The 23,756-nt window shown below is 61.9% G+C and carries 23 protein-coding genes and 1 riboswitch; of the genes, 6 read left to right on the forward strand and 17 right to left on the reverse strand.

The annotated features are described in order from the left end of the window. Nucleotides 1–70: 70 nt before the first annotated feature. Nucleotides 71–700, forward strand: coding sequence for a DsbA family oxidoreductase (locus RHP72_RS03685; RefSeq protein WP_311094347.1), 630 nt, complete (start codon nucleotides 71–73; stop codon nucleotides 698–700). Here RHP72_RS03685 and RHP72_RS03690 read toward each other — a convergent pair. Continuing rightward, nucleotides 679–1,947 (reverse strand): GAF domain-containing protein, encoded by a 1,269-nt coding sequence (locus RHP72_RS03690; protein WP_311094840.1) that lies wholly within the window; start codon nucleotides 1,945–1,947, stop codon nucleotides 679–681. The two genes, RHP72_RS03685 and RHP72_RS03690, sit on opposite strands and share 22 nt — an antisense overlap. 59 nt (nucleotides 1,948–2,006) lie before the next feature. Continuing rightward, nucleotides 2,007–2,786: an acetoin reductase gene (locus tag RHP72_RS03695; RefSeq protein WP_054831662.1), complete on the reverse strand. Its 780-nt coding sequence runs from the start codon at nucleotides 2,784–2,786 to the stop codon at nucleotides 2,007–2,009. Nucleotides 2,787–3,006: 220 nt separating this feature from the next. Between RHP72_RS03695 and RHP72_RS03700 the strand changes: the two genes are divergently transcribed. Both RHP72_RS03700 and RHP72_RS03705 read left to right on the forward strand, forming a co-directional pair. Beyond that, complete coding sequence (locus tag RHP72_RS03700; RefSeq protein WP_204856130.1) at nucleotides 3,007–4,152, forward strand: hypothetical protein; 1,146 nt, start codon at nucleotides 3,007–3,009, stop codon at nucleotides 4,150–4,152. A gap of 140 nt (nucleotides 4,153–4,292) precedes the next feature. Next, nucleotides 4,293–6,128 carry an NAD(P)/FAD-dependent oxidoreductase gene (locus RHP72_RS03705; protein ID WP_311094348.1) on the forward strand — a complete coding sequence of 612 codons (1,836 nt, stop codon included), beginning with the start codon at nucleotides 4,293–4,295 and terminating at the stop codon, nucleotides 6,126–6,128. Between the two features lie 59 nt (nucleotides 6,129–6,187). Here RHP72_RS03705 and RHP72_RS03710 read toward each other — a convergent pair whose 3' ends face one another. The 3 genes from RHP72_RS03710 to mhuD all read right to left on the reverse strand — a co-directional run bounded on the left by RHP72_RS03710 (nucleotide 6,188) and on the right by mhuD (nucleotide 7,710). Next, nucleotides 6,188–6,964, reverse strand: coding sequence for a CbtA family protein (locus RHP72_RS03710; RefSeq protein ID WP_007726928.1), 777 nt, complete (start codon nucleotides 6,962–6,964; stop codon nucleotides 6,188–6,190). Beyond that, on the reverse strand, nucleotides 6,955–7,149 hold the full coding sequence (locus RHP72_RS03715) for a CbtB domain-containing protein (protein ID WP_003945915.1): 195 nt from the start codon (nucleotides 7,147–7,149) through the stop codon (nucleotides 6,955–6,957). The genes RHP72_RS03710 and RHP72_RS03715 overlap by 10 nt, the downstream gene beginning before the upstream one ends. Nucleotides 7,150–7,173: 24 nt before the next feature. After that, nucleotides 7,174–7,313: riboswitch (cobalamin riboswitch) on the reverse strand. A gap of 88 nt (nucleotides 7,314–7,401) precedes the next feature. Then, nucleotides 7,402–7,710 carry a mycobilin-forming heme oxygenase MhuD gene (gene mhuD / locus RHP72_RS03720; protein WP_007726927.1) on the reverse strand — a complete coding sequence of 103 codons (309 nt, stop codon included), beginning with the start codon at nucleotides 7,708–7,710 and terminating at the stop codon, nucleotides 7,402–7,404. 45 nt (nucleotides 7,711–7,755) lie between these two features. Between mhuD and RHP72_RS03725 the strand changes: the two genes are divergently transcribed. Continuing rightward, a complete protein-coding gene (locus tag RHP72_RS03725) occupies nucleotides 7,756–8,493 on the forward strand; it encodes an alpha/beta fold hydrolase (RefSeq protein ID WP_065352849.1) in 738 nt (245 codons plus the stop codon). Here RHP72_RS03725 and RHP72_RS03730 read toward each other — a convergent pair. Together RHP72_RS03730 and RHP72_RS03735 are read right to left on the reverse strand one after the other, a co-directional pair. After that, nucleotides 8,478–8,903, reverse strand: a complete 426-nt coding sequence (locus tag RHP72_RS03730) for an HIT family protein (protein ID WP_003945905.1) — start codon at nucleotides 8,901–8,903, stop codon at nucleotides 8,478–8,480. The genes RHP72_RS03725 and RHP72_RS03730 overlap by 16 nt on opposite strands. A 39-nt stretch (nucleotides 8,904–8,942) precedes the next feature. After that, on the reverse strand, nucleotides 8,943–11,630 hold the full coding sequence (locus tag RHP72_RS03735; RefSeq protein ID WP_287483004.1) for a LuxR C-terminal-related transcriptional regulator: 2,688 nt from the start codon (nucleotides 11,628–11,630) through the stop codon (nucleotides 8,943–8,945). 224 nt (nucleotides 11,631–11,854) lie between these two features. Between RHP72_RS03735 and RHP72_RS03740 the strand changes: the two genes are divergently transcribed. Both RHP72_RS03740 and RHP72_RS03745 read left to right on the forward strand, forming a co-directional pair. Next, nucleotides 11,855–12,766: a hypothetical protein gene (locus RHP72_RS03740; RefSeq protein WP_311094350.1), complete on the forward strand. Its 912-nt coding sequence runs from the start codon at nucleotides 11,855–11,857 to the stop codon at nucleotides 12,764–12,766. 59 nt (nucleotides 12,767–12,825) lie between these two features. Continuing rightward, nucleotides 12,826–13,851 carry a hypothetical protein gene (locus tag RHP72_RS03745; protein ID WP_311094352.1) on the forward strand — a complete coding sequence of 342 codons (1,026 nt, stop codon included), beginning with the start codon at nucleotides 12,826–12,828 and terminating at the stop codon, nucleotides 13,849–13,851. Here RHP72_RS03745 and RHP72_RS03750 read toward each other — a convergent pair. The 10 genes from RHP72_RS03750 to RHP72_RS03795 form a co-directional block, all read right to left on the reverse strand. Beyond that, the gene (locus RHP72_RS03750) at nucleotides 13,848–14,729 is read right to left on the reverse strand and encodes an A/G-specific adenine glycosylase (RefSeq protein ID WP_007726916.1); all 882 of its coding nucleotides are present in this window, start codon (nucleotides 14,727–14,729) and stop codon (nucleotides 13,848–13,850) included. The genes RHP72_RS03745 and RHP72_RS03750 overlap by 4 nt on opposite strands. Before the next feature lie 117 nt (nucleotides 14,730–14,846). Then, complete coding sequence (locus tag RHP72_RS03755; protein WP_042451875.1) at nucleotides 14,847–15,371, reverse strand: hypothetical protein; 525 nt, start codon at nucleotides 15,369–15,371, stop codon at nucleotides 14,847–14,849. Further along, nucleotides 15,368–16,606 carry an MlaD family protein gene (locus RHP72_RS03760; RefSeq protein WP_042923604.1) on the reverse strand — a complete coding sequence of 413 codons (1,239 nt, stop codon included), beginning with the start codon at nucleotides 16,604–16,606 and terminating at the stop codon, nucleotides 15,368–15,370. Before RHP72_RS03760 ends, RHP72_RS03755 begins: the two co-directional genes overlap by 4 nt. Then, the gene (locus tag RHP72_RS03765; RefSeq protein WP_042451872.1) at nucleotides 16,603–17,676 is read right to left on the reverse strand and encodes an MCE family protein; all 1,074 of its coding nucleotides are present in this window, start codon (nucleotides 17,674–17,676) and stop codon (nucleotides 16,603–16,605) included. The genes RHP72_RS03760 and RHP72_RS03765 overlap by 4 nt, the downstream gene beginning before the upstream one ends. Continuing rightward, nucleotides 17,676–18,755, reverse strand: coding sequence for an MCE family protein (locus tag RHP72_RS03770; protein WP_037132219.1), 1,080 nt, complete (start codon nucleotides 18,753–18,755; stop codon nucleotides 17,676–17,678). The genes RHP72_RS03765 and RHP72_RS03770 overlap by 1 nt, the downstream gene beginning before the upstream one ends. Further along, nucleotides 18,752–19,744 (reverse strand): MCE family protein, encoded by a 993-nt coding sequence (locus RHP72_RS03775; RefSeq protein WP_311094355.1) that lies wholly within the window; start codon nucleotides 19,742–19,744, stop codon nucleotides 18,752–18,754. Before RHP72_RS03775 ends, RHP72_RS03770 begins: the two co-directional genes overlap by 4 nt. Further along, on the reverse strand, nucleotides 19,741–20,751 hold the full coding sequence (locus tag RHP72_RS03780) for an MCE family protein (protein ID WP_081557325.1): 1,011 nt from the start codon (nucleotides 20,749–20,751) through the stop codon (nucleotides 19,741–19,743). Before RHP72_RS03780 ends, RHP72_RS03775 begins: the two co-directional genes overlap by 4 nt. Next, the gene (locus tag RHP72_RS03785) at nucleotides 20,748–21,932 is read right to left on the reverse strand and encodes an MCE family protein (protein WP_311094357.1); all 1,185 of its coding nucleotides are present in this window, start codon (nucleotides 21,930–21,932) and stop codon (nucleotides 20,748–20,750) included. Before RHP72_RS03785 ends, RHP72_RS03780 begins: the two co-directional genes overlap by 4 nt. Beyond that, complete coding sequence (locus RHP72_RS03790; RefSeq protein ID WP_003945610.1) at nucleotides 21,929–22,774, reverse strand: ABC transporter permease; 846 nt, start codon at nucleotides 22,772–22,774, stop codon at nucleotides 21,929–21,931. Before RHP72_RS03790 ends, RHP72_RS03785 begins: the two co-directional genes overlap by 4 nt. Then, nucleotides 22,774–23,628, reverse strand: a complete 855-nt coding sequence (locus RHP72_RS03795; RefSeq protein ID WP_311094359.1) for an ABC transporter permease — start codon at nucleotides 23,626–23,628, stop codon at nucleotides 22,774–22,776. Before RHP72_RS03795 ends, RHP72_RS03790 begins: the two co-directional genes overlap by 1 nt. Nucleotides 23,629–23,756: the final 128 nt, after the last annotated feature.

The raw sequence follows: 23,756 nt of genomic DNA on the forward strand, positions 1-23,756 counted from the left end.
GCCGGGACTAATCCCGGCCCTGTTCGTTGTTGCACCTTCGGTGACTGATCAAATCGTGATTGACCAAGACGTGACCATCGAAGTGTGGTCGGACGTCGCTTGTCCGTGGTGCTACATCGGAAAGACCAGGTTCCTCTCGGCGCTGGATCGTTTCGAGAACAAGGACCGCGTCAACGTCATCTGGCGCTCGTACCAGCTCGCTCCGGAGACCCCGGTGGGAGAGGGCCGAACCGAACTCGACGCCTTGGTCGAGATGAAGGGGATGGCGCCTGATCAGGTACGTCAGATGTTTGCCCACGTCAGCGCGACGGCAGCCGAGGTCGGGTTGACCTTGGACTTCGACACCGTGATCGCCGCCAACACCTTTGATGCGCACAGGTTGCTGCATCTCGCGGGTGAGCGGCAGAACGAACTCCTCGAAGCGCTGTTCAAAGGGCACTTCAGCGACGGCAAGGTGATCGACGACCGTGAGGTGCTGGTCGAGCTGGCCGTGAGCGTCGGCCTCGACGCCGACGTCGTGCGCGAGCAACTGGGCTCCGATGCCGCAGCTGAGGCTGTTCGCGAAGATCTGTCCATGGCCCGCCAACTGCAGGTCAGCGGCGTTCCGTTCTTCGTCGCCAACCGTGCGGTCGCAGTATCCGGCGCTCAACCCGAAGAGGTGTTTCTGCAGTTGCTTACTCAGGCCTCCGAACCGGCCTGAGTAAGGCGCGCGGCACGAACTGCCGGGGCGTTCGAGAACGGCAACAGATGTGCACCGTCGTCGGGGCAGGAAAGCGTGACGTGCGCTGCATCGACGAACCGGTACGGCTGCGCTGCAACAACTCCGGCGAGGTTCTTTCGCAGACGCGACATCTCGGCCCGCGCGGTCACCGTGCGGGCCGGGTCGCCGAACAGATCTTGCGCCAACCGAGATGCAGTCAGTCCACGTCTCTCGGATCCGAGGAGGAACAGAATCTCCGCATGTCGTTGGGTGGGGGCGTATGCCCATTCGCCGAAACCCGACGTGACGGTCACCGACATGTTCTCGGAATCGCGCAGATCGATATGCACCGTGGGCGCGCTGATTCTCTCGCCGGTGGTGATCGGTCTAACCAGCCACCCGCCGGGAAGCGGATCCAGTTCGCACAGACCCAAAGCCGGGAACCACGTCCTGCCGGGAGCCAAAGCCGCGGGGAGCAGCACGCGCGAGCGATGAGGTAACGCGTCGACCGCCGCTACCCAGCCATGAGTATCGATCACCAATGCCGGTGATCCGCTACGTGCAAGCATCGGCCCTGCAACAGAACGCAATTGATCGAGATTGTCCCGATGCTTGTCGCGCAGGTGTGATTGAGCGAGGCGTGCGACGGCGTCGACCAGAGCGAGCGTCGTGGGATGGACGGTCTTGGCGGGACCACTGATGTCGACGACGCCGATGACACGGTCGTCCCGCGGATCGCGGATGGGTGCCCCCGCGCAGGTCCACGGATGATGGCTGCGCGCATAGTGTTCCGCCGAGAAGATCTGAACCGCCTGTCGTGACACCAATGCTGTTCCGATGGCGTTCGTGCCGACGCTGTCCTCGGCCCAGTTCGCACCCTCGACAAATCCCAGACGCGCAGCTTGGTCCAGTACACGATGGGACCCGCTGCGCCACAGTACAGTTCCGCGAAGATCTGCGACGACCATGATGTTCTCACCGCTCGCGGTAACCGATTCGAGTCCACGCGTCACGTCGTCGAGCACGTCGTACAGTCCGGACTCACGACGACGGAGATCGAGTTCGGCGACGTCCATGGACGGTTCGACCCGGTTGTGTTCGGGGTCGATACCTAACTCGCGCAGGCGTTGCCACGATTGGCGGACCACGTCCCTGGGGCGGGCCGGTGCGCGGTCTCCGGCCATCGTCGCGTCGTACACCGCGGCGAGGGTCCTCGCGTAGTCGCGAGGATCCTCGCCGGGCGGCATCGCAGGCTCTGGCAACCGCTTTTTCAGCGAAGACGCCGCTTTCAGTGAAGACACCTCGGTCAGCGGTAGACGAGGCCGCCGTCGATGAGACCGGCCTGACCGGTCATGTAGTCGGAATCGGGCCCGGCAAGGTACGAGACGAAACCGGCGACATCGTCGGGGGTTTCAGCTCGACCCAGCGCAATTCCGCCGACGAACTTCTCGTAGGTGGCGCCCTCTGGCGCACCGGTCAACTCGGCGAACCTCTTGTCGATCGTCACCCACATGTCGGTGCCCACGACGCCGGGGCAGTACGCGTTGACGGTGATTCCGTCGGACGCGTATTCCTTGGCCGCAGCCTGAGTGAGGGCCCTGACCGCGAATTTTGTTGCGCTGTAAACACCTAACATGGCGAACCCGTCGTGGCCGGCGATGGACGACGCGTTGATGATCTTTCCGCGCTGACCCAGAGCTTGGAACTTTGCTGCTGCAGCTTGAATTCCCCACAGGACACCGTCGACGTTGACGCTCCAGATCTTGGAGACCTCTTCCGGCGTCGCGTCGGAGATCGGGCCGACGAGAGCGATTCCCGCGTTGTTGACGATGACGTCGAATCCGCCCAATTCCTGGTGTGCATGTTCGACGGCTGCGTTGACCTGCGCTCGATCGCTGACGTCGGCGACAAACGTCGTTGCACGACGGCCGATCTGTCTGATCTCGTCGGCAACCGCATCCAGCTTGGTTTGGTCGAGGTCGACCAACGCGATGTCGGCGCCGTCGTGGGCGAGGCGGAGAGCGATTCCGCGTCCGATGCCTTGGCCGGCGCCGGTGACCAGTACTACCTTGCCCGTGATGCTCATGCAGATTCTCCTCGTAAGCAGTGAACCAGTCGGTTGTGAACCGGTGAGTGATTTGTATGTGACGGCGACCACAATGCGGAAGGGTTGCACGGTGTTGCAATTCCGGAAAATCGGACAGCAGTTGCAACCCTCGGCAACCCTCCCGGTACCCCGCGCGACGGTTCCATAGTTGCGCCACCACTTCGCGAATCATCTTGCGAGACAATCTGGGAGAGGGCACATGACCGCTACAGTCGACACACCCACGGAACCGGCCACGCCGAGCCGACAACCGTCACGCCGCTGGATCGGGTTCGGGATCGCGAACCTCGTGATCGTTCTCGTGCTGGCCGTGGCGAGTTGGTACCTTCTGGCCGATCCGACCACCAGTCCCTGGAGTTTCTATCCTCTGCCATTCAACGCGGCGCTTTTCTGGGCAATCCTTTTTGTTGTGTTCATCGGCTTCAACTGCGAGTTCGCCGGCTTCGACCGACTCCCGCAGCCGGCGAAAGGCCTGGCGATCATGGTCGCGACCGCGGTCTTCGCCGTCGTCGTGACGTGGCTCCTGGCAAACGGCTTGGGGAGTTTGTACCCGGATTTCGCGGCCGATCGTGAGGGCGGCCTCGGATATTTCGCGGGTGCGCTGTTCGTGCTCTTCGGCTTCGGGACCTGGGTGATGGTGGTCCTGAACTGGCAGCATTGGCCGTGGACTTCCCTGGGGATGAAGCAGCCGTTGGTGGGTTTGTGTGAGATCGCGTTTGTCGCCGTCCCGACGCTGGCGCTGTACTTCGTGTTCGGTCTGCCGTCCGTGTCGCTGTCCGCCACGGATCCGTTGATGACCGTCGACACCGTGCTCGGGTGGTTCTACTGCGTCGTGGTGGTTGTGATCCTGACTGGCCAGACGCTCGACAACTGGCCGTGGCGACTGTTCGGCGGCGGGGGTAAGACGGCGCTCGCAGCCACGATCGGTAACTTCGCCGTCGGAACCGGCTTGTACTTCGTGGCGCTTCCAGTGGTGAAGGCACTTTTGGGAAGCGATGCCGTTGCCGAGTTGGGCGGTGTGGTCCATCAGTTCCCGGCGCAGCTCGGTGTGTGCTGGGCATTCTGGATGATCTTCTGGGCCAACGCCTTCGGTAACAAACCCACGGGCTTTGCGGACGGGGTCAACCTGGCGATCCGCGCGCTGCTCACGTTTGTGCTCGCGGTGGTCACATTCTTGTTCTATTACCGCTTTGCAGCAGAGCACATTCTTCACGAGCCGGCAGTTGTCGACGGATTGCACGGCAATGCACTGGGTTTCGTGGACTGGGCCGTGTTGTGGACGCTGTTCTACGTCGTGGGATTTCAGTCGCTGGGACTCGGCAAATTCAAGCCTGCTGAGGGGTGAGTCGGTTGCCCGCACATCGGTGCGGGTAACCGGTATCGGGCGGCGGCACCGCGCCCGCTGATTGCAACAGACTGCAACGCTTGTGACCGGGGCCACTTATGGGATGTGCTGTGTGTCACATTCACAAACAAGGAGAAGTGATGACGCAAACCATCGATTCCGCAGTCACCCCCGAGGTGAAGTTGACGGCGGTGACACCTCAGGAGCGCGTCGACGCCTGGCTGGCGGATTTCGAGTCGGCCCTCGCGGCTCGTGACATCGAGCGTGTGGCAGGCAAATTCGCACTCGACAGCTTCTGGCGAGACCTGGTGTCGTTCACCTGGAACATCAAGACCGTCGAGGGTCGCGAGCAGATCGCCGACATGCTCTCCGCGCGACTCGACGACACCGATCCTTCGGGATTCCGGACCACCGAGACACCCGACGAAGCCGACGGCGTCACGTCAGCCTGGATCGAGTTCGAGACCGCAACCGGTCGCGCGCACGGGCACCTTCGTTTGAAGGGAGATGAAGGTTGGACCCTGCTGACGTCGCTGCAGGAATTGAAGGGACACGAAGAAGGCAAGGGCACTCGTCGTCCGCGCGGCGCCAAGCATGGGGCAGACCCGAACCGCATCACGTGGGCCGAGCAGAAGGAGATCGAAGACCGCGAACTCGGTTACACCACACAGCCTTACGTCGTGATCGTCGGCGGCGGCCAGGGCGGCATCGCGCTCGGCGCCCGGATGCGTCAGCTCGGAGTACCGGCCATCGTGATCGACAGCCACGAGCGACCCGGCGATCAGTGGCGCGGACGCTACAAGTCCCTGTGCCTGCACGATCCGGTTTGGTACGACCACCTGCCCTACATGCCGTTCCCCGACAACTGGCCGGTGTTCGCGCCCAAGGACAAGATCGGCGACTGGCTCGAGATGTACACCAAGGTCATGGAGGTTCCGTACTGGAGTTCCACGACCTGCACCTCGGCGTCGTTCGACGAGAAGACCCAGGAATGGAACGTCGAGGTCAACCGCAACGGCGAGAAGTTGACGTTGCGTCCCAAGCAGTTGGTGATGGCGACGGGTATGTCCGGCAAGGCCAACGTTCCGACGTTCCCCGGGCAGGACAAGTTCCTCGGCGATCAGCACCACTCGAGCAAGCACCCCGGCCCGGATCAGTACGTGGGCAAGAAGGTCGTCGTGATCGGGGCCAACAACTCCTCGCACGACATCTGCGGCGCACTGTGGGAGAACGGTATCGACGTCACGATGGTGCAGCGCAGCTCGACGCACATCGTGAAGTCGGATTCGCTGATGGATTTGGGCTTGGGCGATCTGTACTCGGAGCGAGCACTGGCCGCCGGCATGACGACACACAAGGCGGACCTCACGTTCGGTTCGCTGCCGTACCGGATCATGCACGAGTTCCAGATCCCGGTGTACGACGCAATCCGTGAGCGCGACAAGGATTTCTACGATCGCCTCGAGAAGGCGGGCTTCGAGCACGACTGGGGCGACGACGGTTCGGGCCTGTTCATGAAGTACCTACGCCGTGGCTCGGGCTACTACATCGATGTCGGCGCTGCCGAACTGGTTGCCAATGGAGACATCAAGCTCGCGCACGGTAATGTTCGTGAGCTGACCGAGAACAGCGTGATTCTCGAAGACGGTACGGAATTGCCTGCCGACGTGGTGGTCTACGCGACCGGTTACGGCTCGATGAACGGCTGGGTGGCGGACCTGATCGGTCAGGACACCGCCGACAAGGTCGGCAAGGTGTGGGGCCTGGGGTCGAACACCACCAAGGACCCGGGACCGTGGGAAGGCGAGCAGCGCAACATGTGGAAGCCGACGCAGCAGGAAGCGCTGTGGTTCCACGGAGGCAATCTGCACCAGTCGCGCCACTACTCGCTGTACTTGGCGTTGCAATTGAAGGCGCGTTACGAGGGCATCCCGACACCGGTGTACGGACTGCAGGAAGTGCATCATCTGAGCTGAAAAAGAACTGCTGTGCGCCTTTATTAACCGCGGGAGGTTAATAAAGGCGCACAGCAGGTTCAGCGAAGGGCGTACTTCTTTGCTACTTCGGTGTTCTTGGTTGCGCGCTCGGTAAGGAAGGCGAATGCCAACCCGAGTACGAGCCAGAGCGTCGCCTGCGTAGCGAGCGAGGAAAGTCGGAACTCCCACAGCAGAGTTGCCGGGAAGTCCTCGCCCACCTCGTTGATGCCGGGAAGCGAGACGTAACCGATCGCGACGATCACCAGGAACGCAGCCACCGGAGCAGCGATGCGCACGCTGAGGAACTCGTGCCCGGAAACTGCCTTTGCAGCCGCTGCTGCCGCGGTGACGGACAGCAGCCCGAGAATCACGGCGGCCAGCCACAGCAGTGTGCGCTGGTTGATGGTGTCGGGATCTCCGACGGCCGGCGGATTGGCCGGGTACTTGAAAAAGGGGACGGCCTCGATAGCCAGCCAACCACCGACGGCGATGGTGATCGCCAACAACGGCCCGGACATTCCGGTGAGTCGTCGAGCGTAATTGGCAACGACCGAGAAGATCGCCCCGAGCGCCAGTCCGGCAAGCGCCGTGGCCAGGAACAGCCCGGCGCGCTGCCCGTCGCGGCTCACCAGTGGTTCTTCTTCGTCACCGTGCGAATGCCCAGCGGCTTCGCCGGAAACCTCACCGGTGGCGCTGTTGGCTTCTTCGATCGCAATGGCAGCGTTGACGTGCGGTTCACCCAGCACGAATGCAACTCCGCCGGCAAGGATGCCTGCGATCAGACCAGCCAACAAACCACGAATGAGAAGCTTCGTGAAATTGTCGACTAGTGGCACGGCAGGCCCATCAAGTGTCGACCGTCGTGCATCAATTCATGCATGTACATGCCGGTGCGAGAGATAGCGCCCTGGTCGAACCCGACCAGGTAGAGAGCCAGCATCGCGAACAGAACTACTGCAGCGGCGAGGAAAGCAAGACGAGTCGAATCGATCGACGTATCGGGAGAATAGGCGAGAGCCATCGAAGCCTCCTGGGATTTTCGCGTCCCCTAGGTCCATGCGATGGCCGAAGTGTCTGGCTGTCGAAATAGTCGTGCCGAAAAAGGCACTTCACCTCGAATTACAGTGGCGCGACCGCTCCGGGCTTTCACCGGATTCCTGTCGGACCATCGCGTTTACATGCGAACTTTTGCACTACAGCCCGCACCGTGTCAACGCGTGAAGCCGAGATGACCGTCGATTGTGCCCGCCAAGGCAGGCACAATCGCTCGAGATCAGCTCTTTGCGGCGACGTCCAGGACAACTTCGAATTCGAGCAACGACGCACCCGAAGCGACGGGCTTCGCGCGCTCGCCGGAATGGGCTTCACGGGCGGGGCCGTCACGCCAATCGGCGAACGCCTGCTCGGACTCCCATTGGGTCACCACGAAGTAGCGGCTCTCACCGGCGGTGGGGCGGAGGAGTTGGAATCCGAGAAAGCCCGGGGAGTTCTCGACTGCGTGAGCGCGTGCTGCGAAGCGCTTCTCCAGTTCGGGGCCGGCGCCCTCGGGGACCTCGATTGCATTGATCTTCACGACTGCCATGCAAGCGACATTACCCGCGCACCTTCACCGCGTACCGTGACACTCGTGTTGCATGACGAAGGTGGAACGGGACAACCGATTCTGTTGTTGCACGGCCTCATGGGCAGCTCCCGAACGTGGCGACGCCATGTGCCGTGGATCCGCGAGTTCGGCCACGTCTACACCTTCGACGCTGCCGGTCACGGCAGGCCGGCGCCAGCGGCACTGACTACCGAGGCATTCGTCGAGGACCTGACATCGGCGGTTGCGTCCATCGAGGAGCCGATGATCGTGATCGGTCATTCGATGGGGGCTCTGCATGCGTGGTGCTTCGCCGCCGCGCATCCCGAAAAGGTTTGTGCGCTGGTCCTCGAAGACATGGCCCCGGACTTTCGTGGACGCACCGCTGCGGACTGGGCGCAGATGATCTCGGCGTGGCCGCAGCCGTTTGCTTCCGAGGAGGCGATGAAGGAATTCTTCGGCCCCGTCGCCGGCCAGTACTTTCTCGACTCTTTCGACCGCCGCGACGACGGGTGGTACCTGCACGGCGACGTGTCGACCTTCCGCGACATCTCGGAGGAGTGGGGCACGAGGCATTTCTGGGATCAGTGGAAGGCGATCGAGGTGCCGACCTTGCTGATCGAGGGAGAGTTCACCATCACCCCCGAGGGACAGATGCGAGAGATGGCCGAGAGGCCGGGAACTCGGTACGTACGTATTGCCGATGCAGGCCACCTGGTCCACGACGATCAACCGCAGCGCTATCGCGAAGTGGTGACGGAATTCCTTCAGACCGTGAGCTGACTTCGGATCGACGCGCCCACCTGCTCCAGCTCGACGGCTCGCCTGGCGAGGAGTCCAGCAGCGAACTTCGCCTTGTCGCCGCGATGGCGGGGGACGACGTGCAGGTGCGAGTGGAACACGGTTTGGCCCGCGGCACGCCCGTCGTTGACGAGAAAGTTGACTCCGTCAGCGGCGATGTCGCAGCGGCGTAGAGCTCCGGCGATGAGCGTGCCGACGCGGAACATCTCTGCGCCTTCGTGACTTTCGAGAGCATCGAGGTTCTCTGCATGACGCTTGGGGACCACCAGGGTGTGTCCGCGACTCACCGGCCGTGCATCGAGGAATGCGAGAGTTGTCTCGCTCTCGTGAACGAGAATCGCCGGCTCGGTCAGCGCGACGATCTTGCAGAAGACGCAGGAATCGGTGCTCATGCCTACAGAATGTAGTCCGAAATCAGATCCGACCCCGGACTACAGCAAGCGCAGTTGGCGTGCCCTCGTGATCGCTTCGTTTCGATTGTGTACGTCGAGCTTCTTGTAGAGAGTGCGCAGTTGAGTCTTGACGGTGTTGACGGACACGTACAGTTTGTCGGCCATCGCAGCCGACCCCATGCCGAGCGCCAGGAGTGAGAGGACTTTCTGCTCGCGTTCGGTCAACTCCACGATATGTACGAATTCCGGAAATGATTCCGCAGGCGACCTTTTCGAGAATTCGGCGAGTGCACGCGATTTCGTTTCGGCCATCGATTCGAGTTTCTCGACGTCCGCCGATGCGATGGTCGCGAACGAACGTAGAAGTCCGGTCTGATCCGCGATGCTGCACGCTCTGGACCACTCCTGAGAGGCGAGGCGTGGCTCACCCAGCTCGGAGTGTGCAACCGCTTGCACCAGAAGCGATTCCATCTGTGCCCGCGGATAGGATACGCCAGACCAGTCGAACTGGTGACACAGCGCCACCGCGGCCTCGTTCTGGCCGATCCGCTGACGCAAACGTGCCACCGACGTGAGCGTCCACGGATTGGCGGCAGGATCGATGATCTCCTTGGCCAGTGCTACGGCATTGTTCCCCTGTCCGAGAGCGAGCAAGAGATCGATCTCTGCGGATTGCAACAGAGGAAGCGCGAAGGATGTAGCCGTGTACTGCTTGGAATGTGCTTCGATCGCATTGTGGAGCAACAGTAGTGCCGCAGTGTGGTCGCCGGAGGTCAAGGCGAATTGGCAATGCGCATAGACGACGAATGCCCACAGTTCCTCGGTGTCGGACGGAAGACCGAGTTCGGTCAATGCGAGACGTGCGTCGTCGAAGTCGAGTGTGTCGAGAGCAGTGAGCGCCCGTGCTGTCAGGCCGGCGATCTTGACCACAGGTTCGAGCCAACCGCCGGGGTCCGGATGCTTCTGTTCGAGTTCGGACCAGTGTGTGGCCTGCCGCGGCTCACCAGCCAGCGCCCAATTCAGGGCGGCACTTCCCGCAGAGTTACGAGCGATGAAGTCGACTCCATGAGACAGGGCGCCGTGGTACGCCATTCGAGCCTTGATCGTGGATTCTGTGAACCTGCCGCTCAATTGAAAATTGATCGCCCATTGAAGTCGCATGAGAGGGAGCTGTGCGCTGACCGCTTCCGGGTTGTTCTCCAGCGCACTGCGACTGAGATGAGACAGGCGCCTGGTGGTTTCTGCTGCGAGCCCGTACTCGCCTGCCATCCTGAGCATGATCGATTGAACGCAGGCAATGCTCAAGGCGTCCTTCGCGCCGGATTCAGCGCCGAGAGCCCACAGTTCTGCCGGCGATTCGGGTAGCAAGTCGACTACCGTCGAGCGCTCGCTCGGATGCATCGTGAACAGTGCGCGCCCCGCCTCCACGGCAGAGTGTTTGTCCGCAGCTTCCGCCGGAATCCGTTGGAGAGCAGAGCGAACCGAGTCCAGATTGTGGACGATCATCGTCACCCAGTGTTGCTCGACGATGTCTACTGCCAGGGTCCAGTTCTGTGCCTCGACCGCGTAGTCCAGCGCCGACGCGTGATGACCGTGGTCGAGTCGGTTGTGTGCGAGGAACGAAAGACGTTGCGCCGGATCGACTCCAGCGCGCTTTTGGTGCGCGAGTATCGATCGACGAATGGCGGGAGGCAGCTCCCAGGTTTCTTCGGCTTCGGTCTCGACCCGTGACAACAACCCGGCTGTCTCCAGTATCGCCAGGCGCACGCGAATCTGATGAACGGTCTCGCCATCCTCAGGGTGTTGGGACTCGAACAGCATGGCGGCGATGTCGACGGTGATCGATCGCGCAAAGGCCGTCGCGAGCAGGAACTCGAGTTGTTTCACATGATCAGCGGTCATGAGAACGGATTTGTTCACGTAGTCGTCGATCGCCTGCGCGATGTTCTTCCTGATCATCTGCTCGCGGTTGCGGCTACCCGATGTCTGGACGGCGGGAACGGCGACACGAACCAGCGCTGGCAGCCCACCTGTCAGGGATGTGATTTGTTCTGCATCACCGTCAGTCGTGTGTACGTCAGCTTGTGCGAGCAAATGGGCGGTATCGGCTCTCGTGAACAACAGCTCACTCGCGCTTATCACCTCGTGGTCGGTGTCGAGCAGGTACGGCTCGGAGAACATGCCGAAGCCCGAGAGCGTGACCACGAGGTCCAGGTTGTGGCAGAGGGCGAGGAGTTCGATCAACTGATCGTCCAACTCTGGTTCCGATATCAGATCCGGCCTGATCAGCACGAGCAGCACGGGGCGGCTGAGGGCGTTCAGGGATTTGGCGACAGCGGTGAAAGGATCGGCGAGATCGTCGACGTCGGGCAGTGCGATTCCGGCAGCGTGGATTCGATCGAGGACAACGGCCCAGAAATCTTCGAGTGTCGACGAGGGCCGTGGGGCCGAGACCCAGACGAGTATTCGTTCGGATGCCAAATGGGCGCGCAGCCACGATGCGATCAACGACGATTTCCCGTGGCCGTTCGGTGCACGGACGATGGTCAGCGCGGCACGTCGGTCAAGTTTGTCGAAGAGCGCTTGCCGGGGAATCGACGTCGCGAGGGTGCGCCTTTCGGGAATAGCTGCCCAGTCGTGGCCGTCCATCCCGAACATCAACGCGGACCCTTTCTGCTTTCGCGCCCCGCAATGATTGAAGAGTTTGGGCGGATTGTCTCGATCCATCTATCTACAGGGAGGAGCGTAGCTGGTGCGAATCCAGAGCGTGCCATCCCGGGCAATTCACCCGGGAATTCACCCCGGCTGAGAGAAGTTCACCCACACAATCACGCCGTCACCATTGGCTTTCGAGTCCCTCGAGCGACTTCTATTGAACGTAGCTCGGGATTCGCCAAATGTGGCCGCGAGCGCCTGTCGGAGGCCCGAGAGTCAGACATCGAAGGAGCGTCGTGAGAACTCGTCTGTCAGAGGTGCGGTCGAAGGCCGTTGTCGTCGGACTCCGGCCGAGAGCGTGGCGCCGAGGAGTGCGAGGTATCGGCATAGTTGTCGTGACCGGAGCTCTGGTGGTCGGCGCTGCTGCGCTCGGCTTGGTGCCGATGCAGTCGGATGTTCGATTGGCGGCCGAGGGAGAGTTCGTGCCTCCCTTCACCGTCGAGCTGACGGCGATTGACGGTGCACCGCCCTTCGATCCCGCTGACGGTCCAGGGCTCGATTCGGGACCGTCCAACGGCATTGTCCGAGAGGGTGATCCGGTGACGTATGTCATCGACATCGGTGTCCGGGGCAACCCGCTCTCCGACGTGGTCGTGCAACTTCCGGTGCCTCGAGGTTTCGTTCTGCCGTCCGTGCCTGATTACTGCGGAGACGGCTCGGGTGTCGACGAGGTCGGATTACATTGCCTGATAGGCAATCTGGAAGCGGACCGGTACTTCACCCGAACGGCGACGATGACTGCGGGAAAGCGGGAAGACGCCGACGGTCTACCGATCGCTGCACTGGTCACCGCAGATCGGGGGGCGGTTCGCGTGCGGTCGGGCGATGTCACGGTGCGGGTGGCGACCACCCCGGGAGTGTGTGATCCGTACGGGATTTCTGTTGGTGGTCAGAGAAGCCAGTGGGCTGCTGTCTCGGCAGATGGACGAATCTCAGGTCTGGTGACATCGGGCATCTCGGAGGCGGTGGTGATCGACGGCGTCGATCAATGCGGGCACGCGACAGCGAGGACGGTGAAACCGTTCGAGGGTCACTTCTCGTTTGTCGGACTGTTACCGGGGACGTATCGCGTCACGGTCGACGGCCGAGCGCCGGTGGATGTGGTGCTGGAACCAGGTGCGATGGCGGTCGGTGGCCTGACGTTCTGATACAGCTTCGCAGGAATGGCAACACTCGTAACAGTCAGTAGCAGTCAATGGAGGATCCAGTGCGTGAAAGCCTGGGCGTTGTATTCGAAAATCAGTCAATTTCAACAGCTCTCGTAGATGCGGACACACCCCTTCTTGGCTCGATCGACGAGTTCCGTCACCCCTGGGGTGCAGACGGGACTGTTCCCTCTCCGCAAGCGTCGGCGCGCGCACTCGCCTCCGCGGCCGAGGTCGCCACCGGTCGAGCCCTGCGCTCGAATCTGTGCCCCACCGTCGTCGGAGTGATGTGCGAGCGTGCGGACGTGCGCGAACTTGTCTCGGATTCGTTGTCCTCCAGTCCTTTCGAGAACATCGAGTTGGTCAACGGTCTCGACGCACGGCTTGCCTACCTGCGGACGGTCGACGCTCTCATTGGTGTTTCGCCGATTCTCGCGTTCTGGCCGGACGGCAGTGAGAGCGTGATCGCGGCCGTCGACCCGAGAGCAGGCGTCGTGGACTCGGCGCATCGTTACGACACGGCCGAGTTGCTTGCGGACAGCTCGACATTTGCTGCGACATTGGACCTCCTCGTCGCCGAACGAGACCCTGTGCCCAAGATGCTCGTCGCGATGCTCGTGAAGGAAGACTCTCGGCAGCCGTCCGCGGAAGCCGCTGAACTGGCAGGTCTCGGCTTCCTGTTTCTCGGCGAGCGGACCCAACTGGCGATAGGGGCTGCGCTGGTAGCGGCCGATCGCGGAAGCGAAGTTCGGTCCGGTGACGGCATGGCTGTCCGGCCCGTCAACAGGGTCCGGTGGGCGGCGGCAATAGTACTGCCGCTTCTACTCATGTTGACGGGGTTGCTGATCGCGCTGTCCCCAGACGGGTCGCGCGCGGTGTCCACGGATAGCCCGAACATCGGCGCCGAGTCGGCGACCTCCACCAGCGGGCCCCCGCCCGGCGCTGCCCTACAGATTCCGACACTTGCGCCTTGCGATCCAGTGGTGCCTGCCGTTCCTGCTGTACTTCGGCGTTCTGATCCGGAAGTCGCACCGCTCCAGACCGACGAACCCACAGCCGAAGAATGCACCCCGCTGCGAGTCGGCTAAGCCGTACCCTCTCCGGCCAGCGCAAACAGGCCGTCGTCGGTCTGCTCGACCAGTCCGTCGACCAGCAGTGAATGCAACGCACGGTCACGCTGACCCGGATCGGCCGGCCAGACGATGTCGAGTTGCGCGCGCTCGACCGGACGGTGACTCTCGCGAAGAACGGCCATCAATTTTCCACGAACCTGGCGATCTGTGCCCGCGAACTTCTGCACCTTCTTGGGTGGTCCGGTGTGTGCCGGTTTGCCCGAAGCGACCCACGCGCAGTTCGGCAAAGGGCAGTTCTCGCAGTTCGGGTTCCGCGCCGTGCAGATCAGTGCACCGAGTTCCATGAGAGCTGCGCTGTAGGTGGCGGCGCGCGCACGCGTCCTCGGCAGCAGCGCCGCGACGTCGGCGAGGTCTCGCGTGTTGGACGGGTTCCCGGGTTCCGCATTGCCGTGGACGGCTCGCGCAACCACGCGTCGTACGTTGGTGTCCACCACAGGGACTCGCTGTCCGTAGGCGAAACACGCGACGGCGCGGGCGGTGTACGAACCGATTCCCGGTAGCGAGAGCAAAGTATCGACGTCTTCCGGGACCACGTCACCGTGCTCGGCAGCCAGGACGCCCGCGCATTCGTGTAACCGCAGCGCGCGTCGTGGATAACCGAGTTTGCCCCACGCGCGAAGCACCTCTGCCTGGCTCGACGCTGCCATCGCCGACGGCACCGGCCAGCGCTCGACCCACTCTTCCCAGATTGGCGCAACGCGCACCACCGGCGTCTGCTGGAGCATGATCTCGCTCATCAGGATCTGCCAGGCACTGACGCCCTCGCGTCGCCACGGCAGGTCGCGAGCCGTCTCGGAGTACCACTTCAGCAGCACCGAAGATTCCACTGCCACTGCTACCGACACACTCCTCGAACCTTGCGCTCCCGGTCGACGAAGGAGACGTCGACTTGTGGGGGCCACTTTATCGGCAGTCGCCGACACGGCTGTCTTTGACGCCCGACCGCCGGGTCACAACAACTGCACGTTGCTCAGTTTCCACTCGCCGTCCTCGCGGACCAGCGAAAGTTGCATCCGGTTGCGGTCGATTCTCGGATCGGGGGAGTTGGTGTTCGTGATCGTCTGATCGAGGAACACGAGAACCTCGGCGTTGTCGCGATCACTGCTCGCCAGCCCGGCTGAAATGATCTGAGCGGACGAGGTCGCCTGATACTGCACGATCATATTCTGAAGGTTGGCTGCCACCTGGGCGTACTGACCCGCGAATTCGCCGACAGAATTGTCACGGACCACGGAAAGATTCTGATCGAGGTTCTGGAAGTTGTACGTCGCAAGATCAGTGGCGAATTGCCGTCCGCTGTCCAGGGCGCTGATACGCGCGTTTTCGTCGACCGATTTCTGCCAGGTCGCGAATGCGCCCCATCCGAGCGCCGCGACCACGACCAGGGCGCCGGCAACGATCGCTACGGTCTGCTTGCGAAGCCGCTTGGGCTTGTCGACGATTGTGGGCGTCTGGGGTTCGGTTGTCTCGGTCATTGCGTTCCTTGTACTAGTAGTGCGGCAAACGAGTTGTCGCCGAGAACGGTGTTCTGACCACCGTTGAGGCCCAGACGAATCGACGTTCCGTCACCGGCTGCGACCGTTCCGAGGGCAGGATCGTATTCAGCAACCCCGTCGATCGTTCCAGTTCCGGTGGGGACGTTCTGCGATCCGCGATTCTGGATCCGGCCCGACTGGTCCGCGCAGTGTTGGTTCTTGTCGAGCGTGGTCGGTGAGGTGTCCTGTACCGATCGCCGGGGCGTGTCGTAGATACAGACCGGTCCGAGTGCTGTGATCAGATCAAGCTGTGCCCGTCCGTCTTTGACGATACTTCCGAACTTCTCGAATCCTTTGGGCACCACCACCAACAAGGCATCGACGGCGGGCATCCGTGCAGTGACGATCTGAGTGGAGACGAGAGAATTGGCCAACAGCAGACTGAACGGCTCACGACTCTGTTCGATGAGAGGCAGTATCTGATTGTCGAGAACACTCGGGCTTCGATCGAGGAGTGTGCGCAGTTGCGGATCGGAGTTTCGTACCTGATCTGTCAATTGGCGAAGTGTGAGTGCAACTTCGGGAAGAGCGTCAACATTTTCCTCGTTCGCAGTGAACAGTGAGCGCGAGTTCTCGACGAGTGTGTTGACACGCGGTTGATCGGATTGGACAGTGCGCGCGAGCACGTCGAAGTTGTCGACGAGCGCCTGCAGATCCGGACCCAATCCGTTCAATCCCTCGCCGAGTTCGTGCGAGAGGGTTCGCAGGTCTGCCGGATCGACGGTGTCGGCAGCAGCGTTGAAATTCGCAATCACGGTTCCCAACGCGACCGGGATCGAAGTGCGCTCAGTCGGAACGACGGAACCTTCAACCAGATACGGGCCGCCGTCGGTCTGCGAGGACAACTGAACTTTCAATACCGGAACGGCAGTGTCCTGGCTGATGGCCACATGCGAATCGTTGGGGATCTGTTTGTCGGCGGCGATGCTCAACGTCATCACGACGAGGTCCTGGGCAGAGTCCACCTCCACCGACTCGACGTCGCCGACGGTGACTCCGCGATAGGCCACTTCCGAACCGGGAGCGATTCCGGCCGCGTTCTCCAATTCGACGATGACCGAGAAGGTTCCGGTGAACGGATCTCCGGCACCGACTTGCCGGAGTACGTACGTCGTGCTGACCACCGCGATGAGGAGAAAGGCGGCGATCTCGAAATAGACGGTTCGGTTCTTCATCGCGTTCCTCCTTGCAGGGGTGTCGTGATCGGCAGTTCCCGATCGGAGGCGGGCAGAGGTGGCAGTGGCGGTGCGGCGCCCGGGATTATCTCGTTGAGCACTCCGGTCACGGTGCCCTCGACATCGACGTCGAGGTCGATATTCACGTAATCGCCTGGGCTGGCACGCTCGAGGAGCACTCTTGCGTTGTCCAGGTTGGCCATCGTCTCACCCAGTGTCGGCCCCATTGCCGAGAACTGGTCGAGGATGGGTGACAGTCGTCCGGTGATCTCGGAAATCTGGTCGGCCGACTGGTCGAGTACGGAATTGGTTGCGGTACTGAGCCGATCGGTTTCGTCGAGTAGATCGAGGAGCGGTTGTCGTTGGTCGGCGATCACGCCCAATGCGGGTGTGAGTGTGCGCAAGCCTTCGTCGATGGTGGCGCTCTCGTCTCCGATCAGAGCGCTGAGCCGGTTCAGTGAATCCAGTGCCGAATTGATCGATTCCTTTCGGTCGTCAAGTGTTCCGAGAAAAGTGTCAAGGCGTGCAAGCAGATCGCGGATCGTCTCCTCCCTGCCGTCGAGAATCTGATCAGCCTCACTGACGATGTTCTTGACCTGCGCCAACCCACTGCCGTTCAACAGAGTTCCGACGGCGCCGAGCAGTTGTGCGACATCGGGTCCGCGCACGGTCTCCGATCGCTCGATGGTGGAACCTGGTTCGAGAATGGGGCCCGCTGGATCGACCGGAACTTCGAGGTTGACGAACGCATCGCCGATCGGGGTCGACAGCTCGATCCGAGCGCGGGTGCCGACAGGTAGTTCGATGTCCGACGCGATTTCGGTATGTACCACGGCTGCAAAGGTTTGCGCGCTCATCGACGTGACTCTGCCGACCACTGCCTGGCCGATCCGCACCTCGCCGCCGACGGGAAGTAACGACGCGTCGACGAATTCCATGTTCAGCGGGTACGACTCTCCTGGCAGACCGCGTCCGAGGGGTAGGTGCTGGAAGTTGAGACTGCAGCCGGTCAATGGCGCCGCGATGACAAGTGCCACGACAACGCTCACCACGGACTTGTTCGACGCCATCAGTTGCCCCCACCGAGGATGCGTGCCAGGTCGGAGCTGCCTGCCGAAGGAAATTCGATGGGATTGACGATGCCCGGCCCGGTGCACAGCGGTATCGGCATCTTCTCGCACAGTTCTCGCGTCGTGTCGAACTGTGAGAGATCGGTGGCGACGTTCAATCGTGCTCTGGCTCGGCCTTCTTCGGTGACGAGGTTGGCGACGTTCTCGAATCCCGTTGGTGCCGTTTCGATGATCTCGCGCAGTTGATCCTGTTTGGTCGCGACTGCACCGGCCAACTGTGCGAGCGTACCCAGATCGGCGGTGACCGCCTCGCCGTGTTCGGCGAGTAGCGCTGAGACCTGTCCGAGCAACGTGGTCAGGGAATCGAGCGCCCCGCTGATGTCTTCTCGCTGGGCGCTGAACGTGCGGGCGGTGACTGTCACCGAGTTCGACAGGGAGTCGACCTTGGTCTGGTTGTCCGCGATCAACTGCACGAGGGTGTTCAGGTTCTTCACCAGTTCGGAGATGTCGGGACTTGCACCCGCCAGTACCGAACTGGCCTGTGAGATGGACCGAACGGCATCGTTGAATGCTTGCCCGTTGCCGTCCAACGCGTGGGCGCCTTCTCCGATGAGGTCACCGATCCCGCCACCGTCGGCGCCAGGGCCGAGCGCCACCGTCAATTCGTTCACCGATGCGGTGAGTTGGTCCCACGTCAGAGGGGAGTGAGTGCGTTCGAGAGGGATCACCGCGCCGTCGGTCAGGAACTCACCGTCCTCGTAGCCGGGGCCGAGTTCGATCGTGCGGTCACTGATGACCGAGGGAGACAGGACCCAGGCCTGCGCGTCGGCGGGTATACGTGTTCCGGATGGCAGGCTCAGCGCCACTCGTACCCGGGACCCTTCCGGCGTGACGCTCTCGACCCTCCCGCTGGGAACTCCCAGAATCGTCACTGTGTTCCCGGTGAAGATAGCGTCGGTCGAGGTGAATTCGGCGGTGAGAGTGAGTCTGTGTTCGTCACGCGTGACGAACAGGACGGCACCGATCGCGCAGATCACAATCGCTGCCAGCACGGCGAGTTTCTTGACGGTCGTGGTCATCGACACCCCTGAACGAGCCCGACGACGCACAACCAGTTGTCCGGGATGAGGGTGGAGGGCGAGTTGAGGTCGAGCCAGTTGCCGTTACCGGTCGCGTTGGTGACGTAGCGGACGCTGGGGGCGAAGTTGTCGAGCAGTGTGGTCAGTGATTGTTCGTTCTCGGACAGAACTCCCGTCACCACGTGGATGTCTCCCATGACCGAGTCGATCAAAGCCTGGTTGTCGCCCAGGAACTGGGCAAGTGTGGTGCTCAACTGATTGAGGTCTTGTACAAGCGCATTCAGCACATCTCGCCGGTCGGCGATCGTGGACATCACCAGATCCGCATTCCCCAGAAGGGTTTCCAGAGTGTCCTTCTGCTCGATCAGTGTTGCGGTCGTCTGCTGCGCTCCGGTGAGAAGGGAACGGAGCGCAACGTCGTTGTCGTTGACTACTCCGGAGAGTGCGTCGATTCCCTCGAGTGAGCGGCGAATGAGTTCGGGATCGTCCGGTGAGTTGTCGGACACCACGGTCAGCATGTTTCGCAGTTGTTGCAGATCAAGGTTTTCCGACGTGGATTGTGCTCCTCGACCGAGATCGTCGAGAGTGAACGGAACGCTCGTGTTCTCGATGGGGATGGTCGAACCTGCGGGTAACGAGCGCGATCCGTTCGGAGTGACGTCGAGCGAGCGTCGGCCGAGCAGAGTCGAGATCTTGATGTCCGCACGGGAGTCTTCGCCGAGAGTGACGCCGTCGTCGAGTCGGAAGGTGACTTCAACCGAGTTGCCGCTGACCGCCAACGAGGTGACCACCCCGCTCGGGACTCCCGCGACGTTGACCGGATCGTCCTGCGTCAACCCGGTGGCGTTGGCAAAGACAGCGTGGTACTCGTTGGTCTTGACCGTCAAGATCAGTTGAGGGACAACGAGTGCGGCCAGAACCACACCGACTCCGACGAGGATGCAGATGATTCCGTTGCGGACCGGGTTCTTGACGGTGAGCCAGTTCATCGGCACACCGCCGAACGCTCGGGGCCGCCGAGGGTCACCGATTGGTCCAGCGCGCTGAGCCGGAAGTTGCAGATGTAGATGTTCGCCCAGCTTCCGTAGCTCATCGCGATCCCCAACTGGGTGAACAGTTGATCGAAAGCGGTGATACCGGTCGCCAGCGACTCACGGTTGTCGACGACGACGCTGGCCGACTGATCGATCGAAGTCAGCGCGCCAGCCAAGTCCGGTTCCACGCGCGTCACCAAGTCCTGAAGTGAAGAAGTCAGGGCGCCTGCGGAATCCACTGCGGCCGAGATCTGTTGGCGGTCCTGTGCCAAACCGCCGACCAGTGCGTCGAGCGTGTTGATCATCTCGACGAAGTTGGGTCGATTCGTCGTGGTCACGGTAAGGACCCGGTCGAGGTTGTTCAGTAGTTGGTCCAAGATCGCGTCCCGGGATGTCAAGTTCTCGGTGACGGCAACAGTGCGCTCCAGCAGGCTTTCGATGGTGGAACCTTGTCCTTGGAATACCTGGACGACCTGTGCGGCAAGCTCGTTGACTTCTGCGGGGTCAAGTGCGTCGAAAAGGGGACGGAATCCGCCGAGGATGTCGGTGAGGTCGATCGCCGGCTGAGTCTGTTCCACGGGAATTGTGGCCCCGGGGGAGAGGTAGTTGCCTGTTGCGCGTTCGGCCTGTCCGGGTTCGATCGAAATTGTTCGCGCTCCCAACAGGTCTGCGTACCTCACCACAGCGCGACCGTCGGACGGAATACGTTGTGCAGATTCGAGTTCGAAGCCGACGACGGCTTGGTTGTTCACCAACTCGACGCTGTCGACGCGCCCTACTCGCACCCCGGCGATCTGAACATCGCTGCCGGTGACCAGGCCGGAGGCATTGACGAAGACGGCCCGGTACTGCGAACTAGACCCGGAGACTGGGTTGATCAGAGTGCTCACCACAACCACGGTGGCGAGAATCGACAGTGCAACAAACAGTCCGAACCTGATCAGAGATTTCTTCACGCTCATCCGCCCATCACCGTCGTGCCGCGAAATACCGGCCCCGCCACGAGAGTGTCCAAAGCTGTACCGCCCTGGGTGAGAGCCGAGATCAGGGACTGTTCGGCAGGGCTGCCGACCGGGCCGACGGTTCCGCCGAACGCGGTCGCGGCGGCAGGACAGTTGGGTCCGCGGGTTCCGTCGTACTGTGGGCAGTCGGTCTTTCCGTACGGATACAGATCTGTGACGGACAGCCGTAGATCGGTGCTGAGCCACGGACCATGCGCCAACGCGGGCGGGAGCTTGATCGTGAGATTGCGCAGGCCGTTGTAGAAGGTCGTGATGTGGTCCGGCCGCGAAGTGATTGCGCCGGTCAGGGAATCGGCGTCGTCGACCAAGGTGATCATGCGGTCGCGATTGTCACCGATCAGACTCGTGGCAGCAGCTCCCGTGCTGGTGCCGGCACGCAGAAGCCCCGCCAACCCGTCGGATTTCTCGACGACGGTCTTGGATGTGGTGATGGAGTTCTCGAATGCGGCGAGCATGTCCGGCGCACTCGTCGAGAGACTGTCGGCGAGGGTGGCTATGTCGTCGAGGTCGTCACCGAGTCCGTTGATGACGGGCTGCGCACCGACCAACGCTTGGTGGACTGAATCGAGCGATTCGCCGATCTGGTTTCCCTTGCCGCTCAACGCGTCCGAGACTGCCGTGAGTGCGACGTTGATGTCGGCGGGGTCGAGGGAAGAAACGAGCGAGTAGATCCGTGAGATCGATTGGTAGAGCTGGACCGCGACTTCGGACTGATCGGATACCAACTCGGTACCCGGCACGAGAGCAGGACCACGCGAGAGTCCGTCAGGTTGAATCAGGTCTACGAAGAAGTCGCCGAAGATGTTGCGGGGCATCAGTCGCACCTGACTTGTCGACGGTATGTCCTCGAACGCTCCCTCGTCGATCGCGAGTGAGACAGTCGAAGCGGTGGTGCCCGGCTCGATCTCGGCCACCGCGCCGACGACGACGCCGCGGTACTGTACCGAGGATCCGACTCGCAGCGCACCGGCACTGGCGGGGACGACAGCACTGACCTGCGGTGTGGAACCGGTGGAGTCCGTACCTCTGCTGAACAAGAAGACGTAGGCGAGGATCAGGATGACCACGGCGAGTAAACCCCGCAGTGCCAGGGTGATTCGGCTGGAATTCGTGACGATCATCCGGTCAGCCCGGGTACGTGAGGTTTGAGTCCCCACAGCGCAATGGTCATCGCGACGTCGGTGAATGCAAGGAAGACGATGCTGGTGCGCAACGCTCGTCCGGCGGCTCGTCCGACGCCTTCGGGTCCACCCGTCGCGGTGTAACCGTAGTAGCAGTGCACGAGGGTCACGACGACCGCGAACACCATGACTTTTATCAAGGACAACCAGATGTCGTTGGGAGAGAGGAAAAGACTGAAGTAGTAGCCGTACGTTCCCTCCGACTGGCCTTTGACCCGGATCACCGCAAGCGCCGTTGCCATGTACGAAGCAAACAGGCCGACCAGGTACAGCGGGACCACCGCGATGAGCGCCGCGATCATTCGGGTGGTGACCAGGTACCGCAGCGAGGGAATCGCCATGACTTCGAGCGCGTCGATTTCCTCGGAGATCCGCATCGCTCCGAGCTGCGCGGTGAATCCGGTTCCGACCTTGGCTGCCAGGGTGATTGCGGCAACGAGTGGTGCCACCTCGCGAGTATTCGCGATGGCGGACATCACGCCGGACAGCGGTGCGAGGCCGACGAGGTTGAGTCCGCGGTAGCCCTCGAGTCCGATCTGGGAACCGGCGAAGAACGAGATCGCGAAGATCACGACGACGCTGCCGCCTCCGGCGAGCAGGGTGCCCGAACCGAATGCCACCTGGGCGACGAGACGGGCGACTTCACGCCAATAGCGCTTGAGGGTTGCGGGAATCGAGGTGATGACACGCGCGTGGAACGTGAACTGATCGCCGAGTCGACTCAGGCCGTCGACGGTCCGCGAACTGACCCGCTTGGCACGAATTGCGATGGGCAGGTGCATCAATAGGCACCTTTCACCGAGACGAACAGTGGGTAGAACTGAGTAATTGCGAGGTTGGCGACAAACACGAGGACAAACGAGAGCACGACGGTCTCGTTGACTGCGTCGCCGACGCCTTGAGCTCCGCGCTTGACGGTCAGGCCCTTGTAGCAGGCCACGATTCCCGAGATGAGAGCAAAGGCAACGGCTTTGATGCCGGAGACGACGAAGTCGCTGGGTTGACTGAATTGAACGAGATTGCGCAGGAAACTCTGTGCGTTGCCGTCGAGTATCAGGACGTGAACGAAGAGGCTTGCGCCCAAACCGATTACGAGAACTATCGAGTTCAGTAGGAGGCAGACGACGGCAATGGCGATCATCCGGGGTACGACCAGGCGTTCGAGCACGGGTAGACCGAGCACTTCGAGTGCATCGATTTCCTCGCGTATCGTTCGCGCTCCCAAATCTGCGCAGATTGCGGAACCGCCGACACCGGCGATGATCAGGGCGCACACCAGGGGGCCGGCCTGTCCGATGATGAGGAACGCGACGACGGCACCGCTGTACGCACCCGCGCCGATTTGATCTGCGAGCGCACCGATCTGCAGTGCTACCCCGACACCGAGGGGAATCATCACCAGAGCGGACGCGACCGAGGTGACGTGGGCGAGAAACCACATCTGGTCGAGCGTCTCACGCCAGGCGAGGCGCTTGTGTCGAAGAGATGTGAACGCCGCAACGCACACGCGAACGGTGAAGGTGAAGAGCAGTCCGATCTCGGAGAGCAGGTTCGAGAACATGTTCGTCTTGGCGGGGGAGACAGCAGTTGTTTCCCCGGTTGTTCCATTCCCGGCCGTCGTAGCTTCGGTGCTCACGCCATCCCCCTCTCCGGCCGAATCGTTCTGGTCGGGTTTCTTCGATCACACTCGGGAGCTCGAAGTGCTCCAGGTCACATTCGGAGACGGTATCAGGAAACTGACTCTGAAGTAAGTTCCATTTCGGC

Origin of the sequence: Rhodococcus sp. SG20037, from assembly GCF_031763325.1 — a bacterium.
GTDB classification, from domain to species: Bacteria; Actinomycetota; Actinomycetes; order Mycobacteriales; family Mycobacteriaceae; genus Rhodococcus_F; species Rhodococcus_F qingshengii.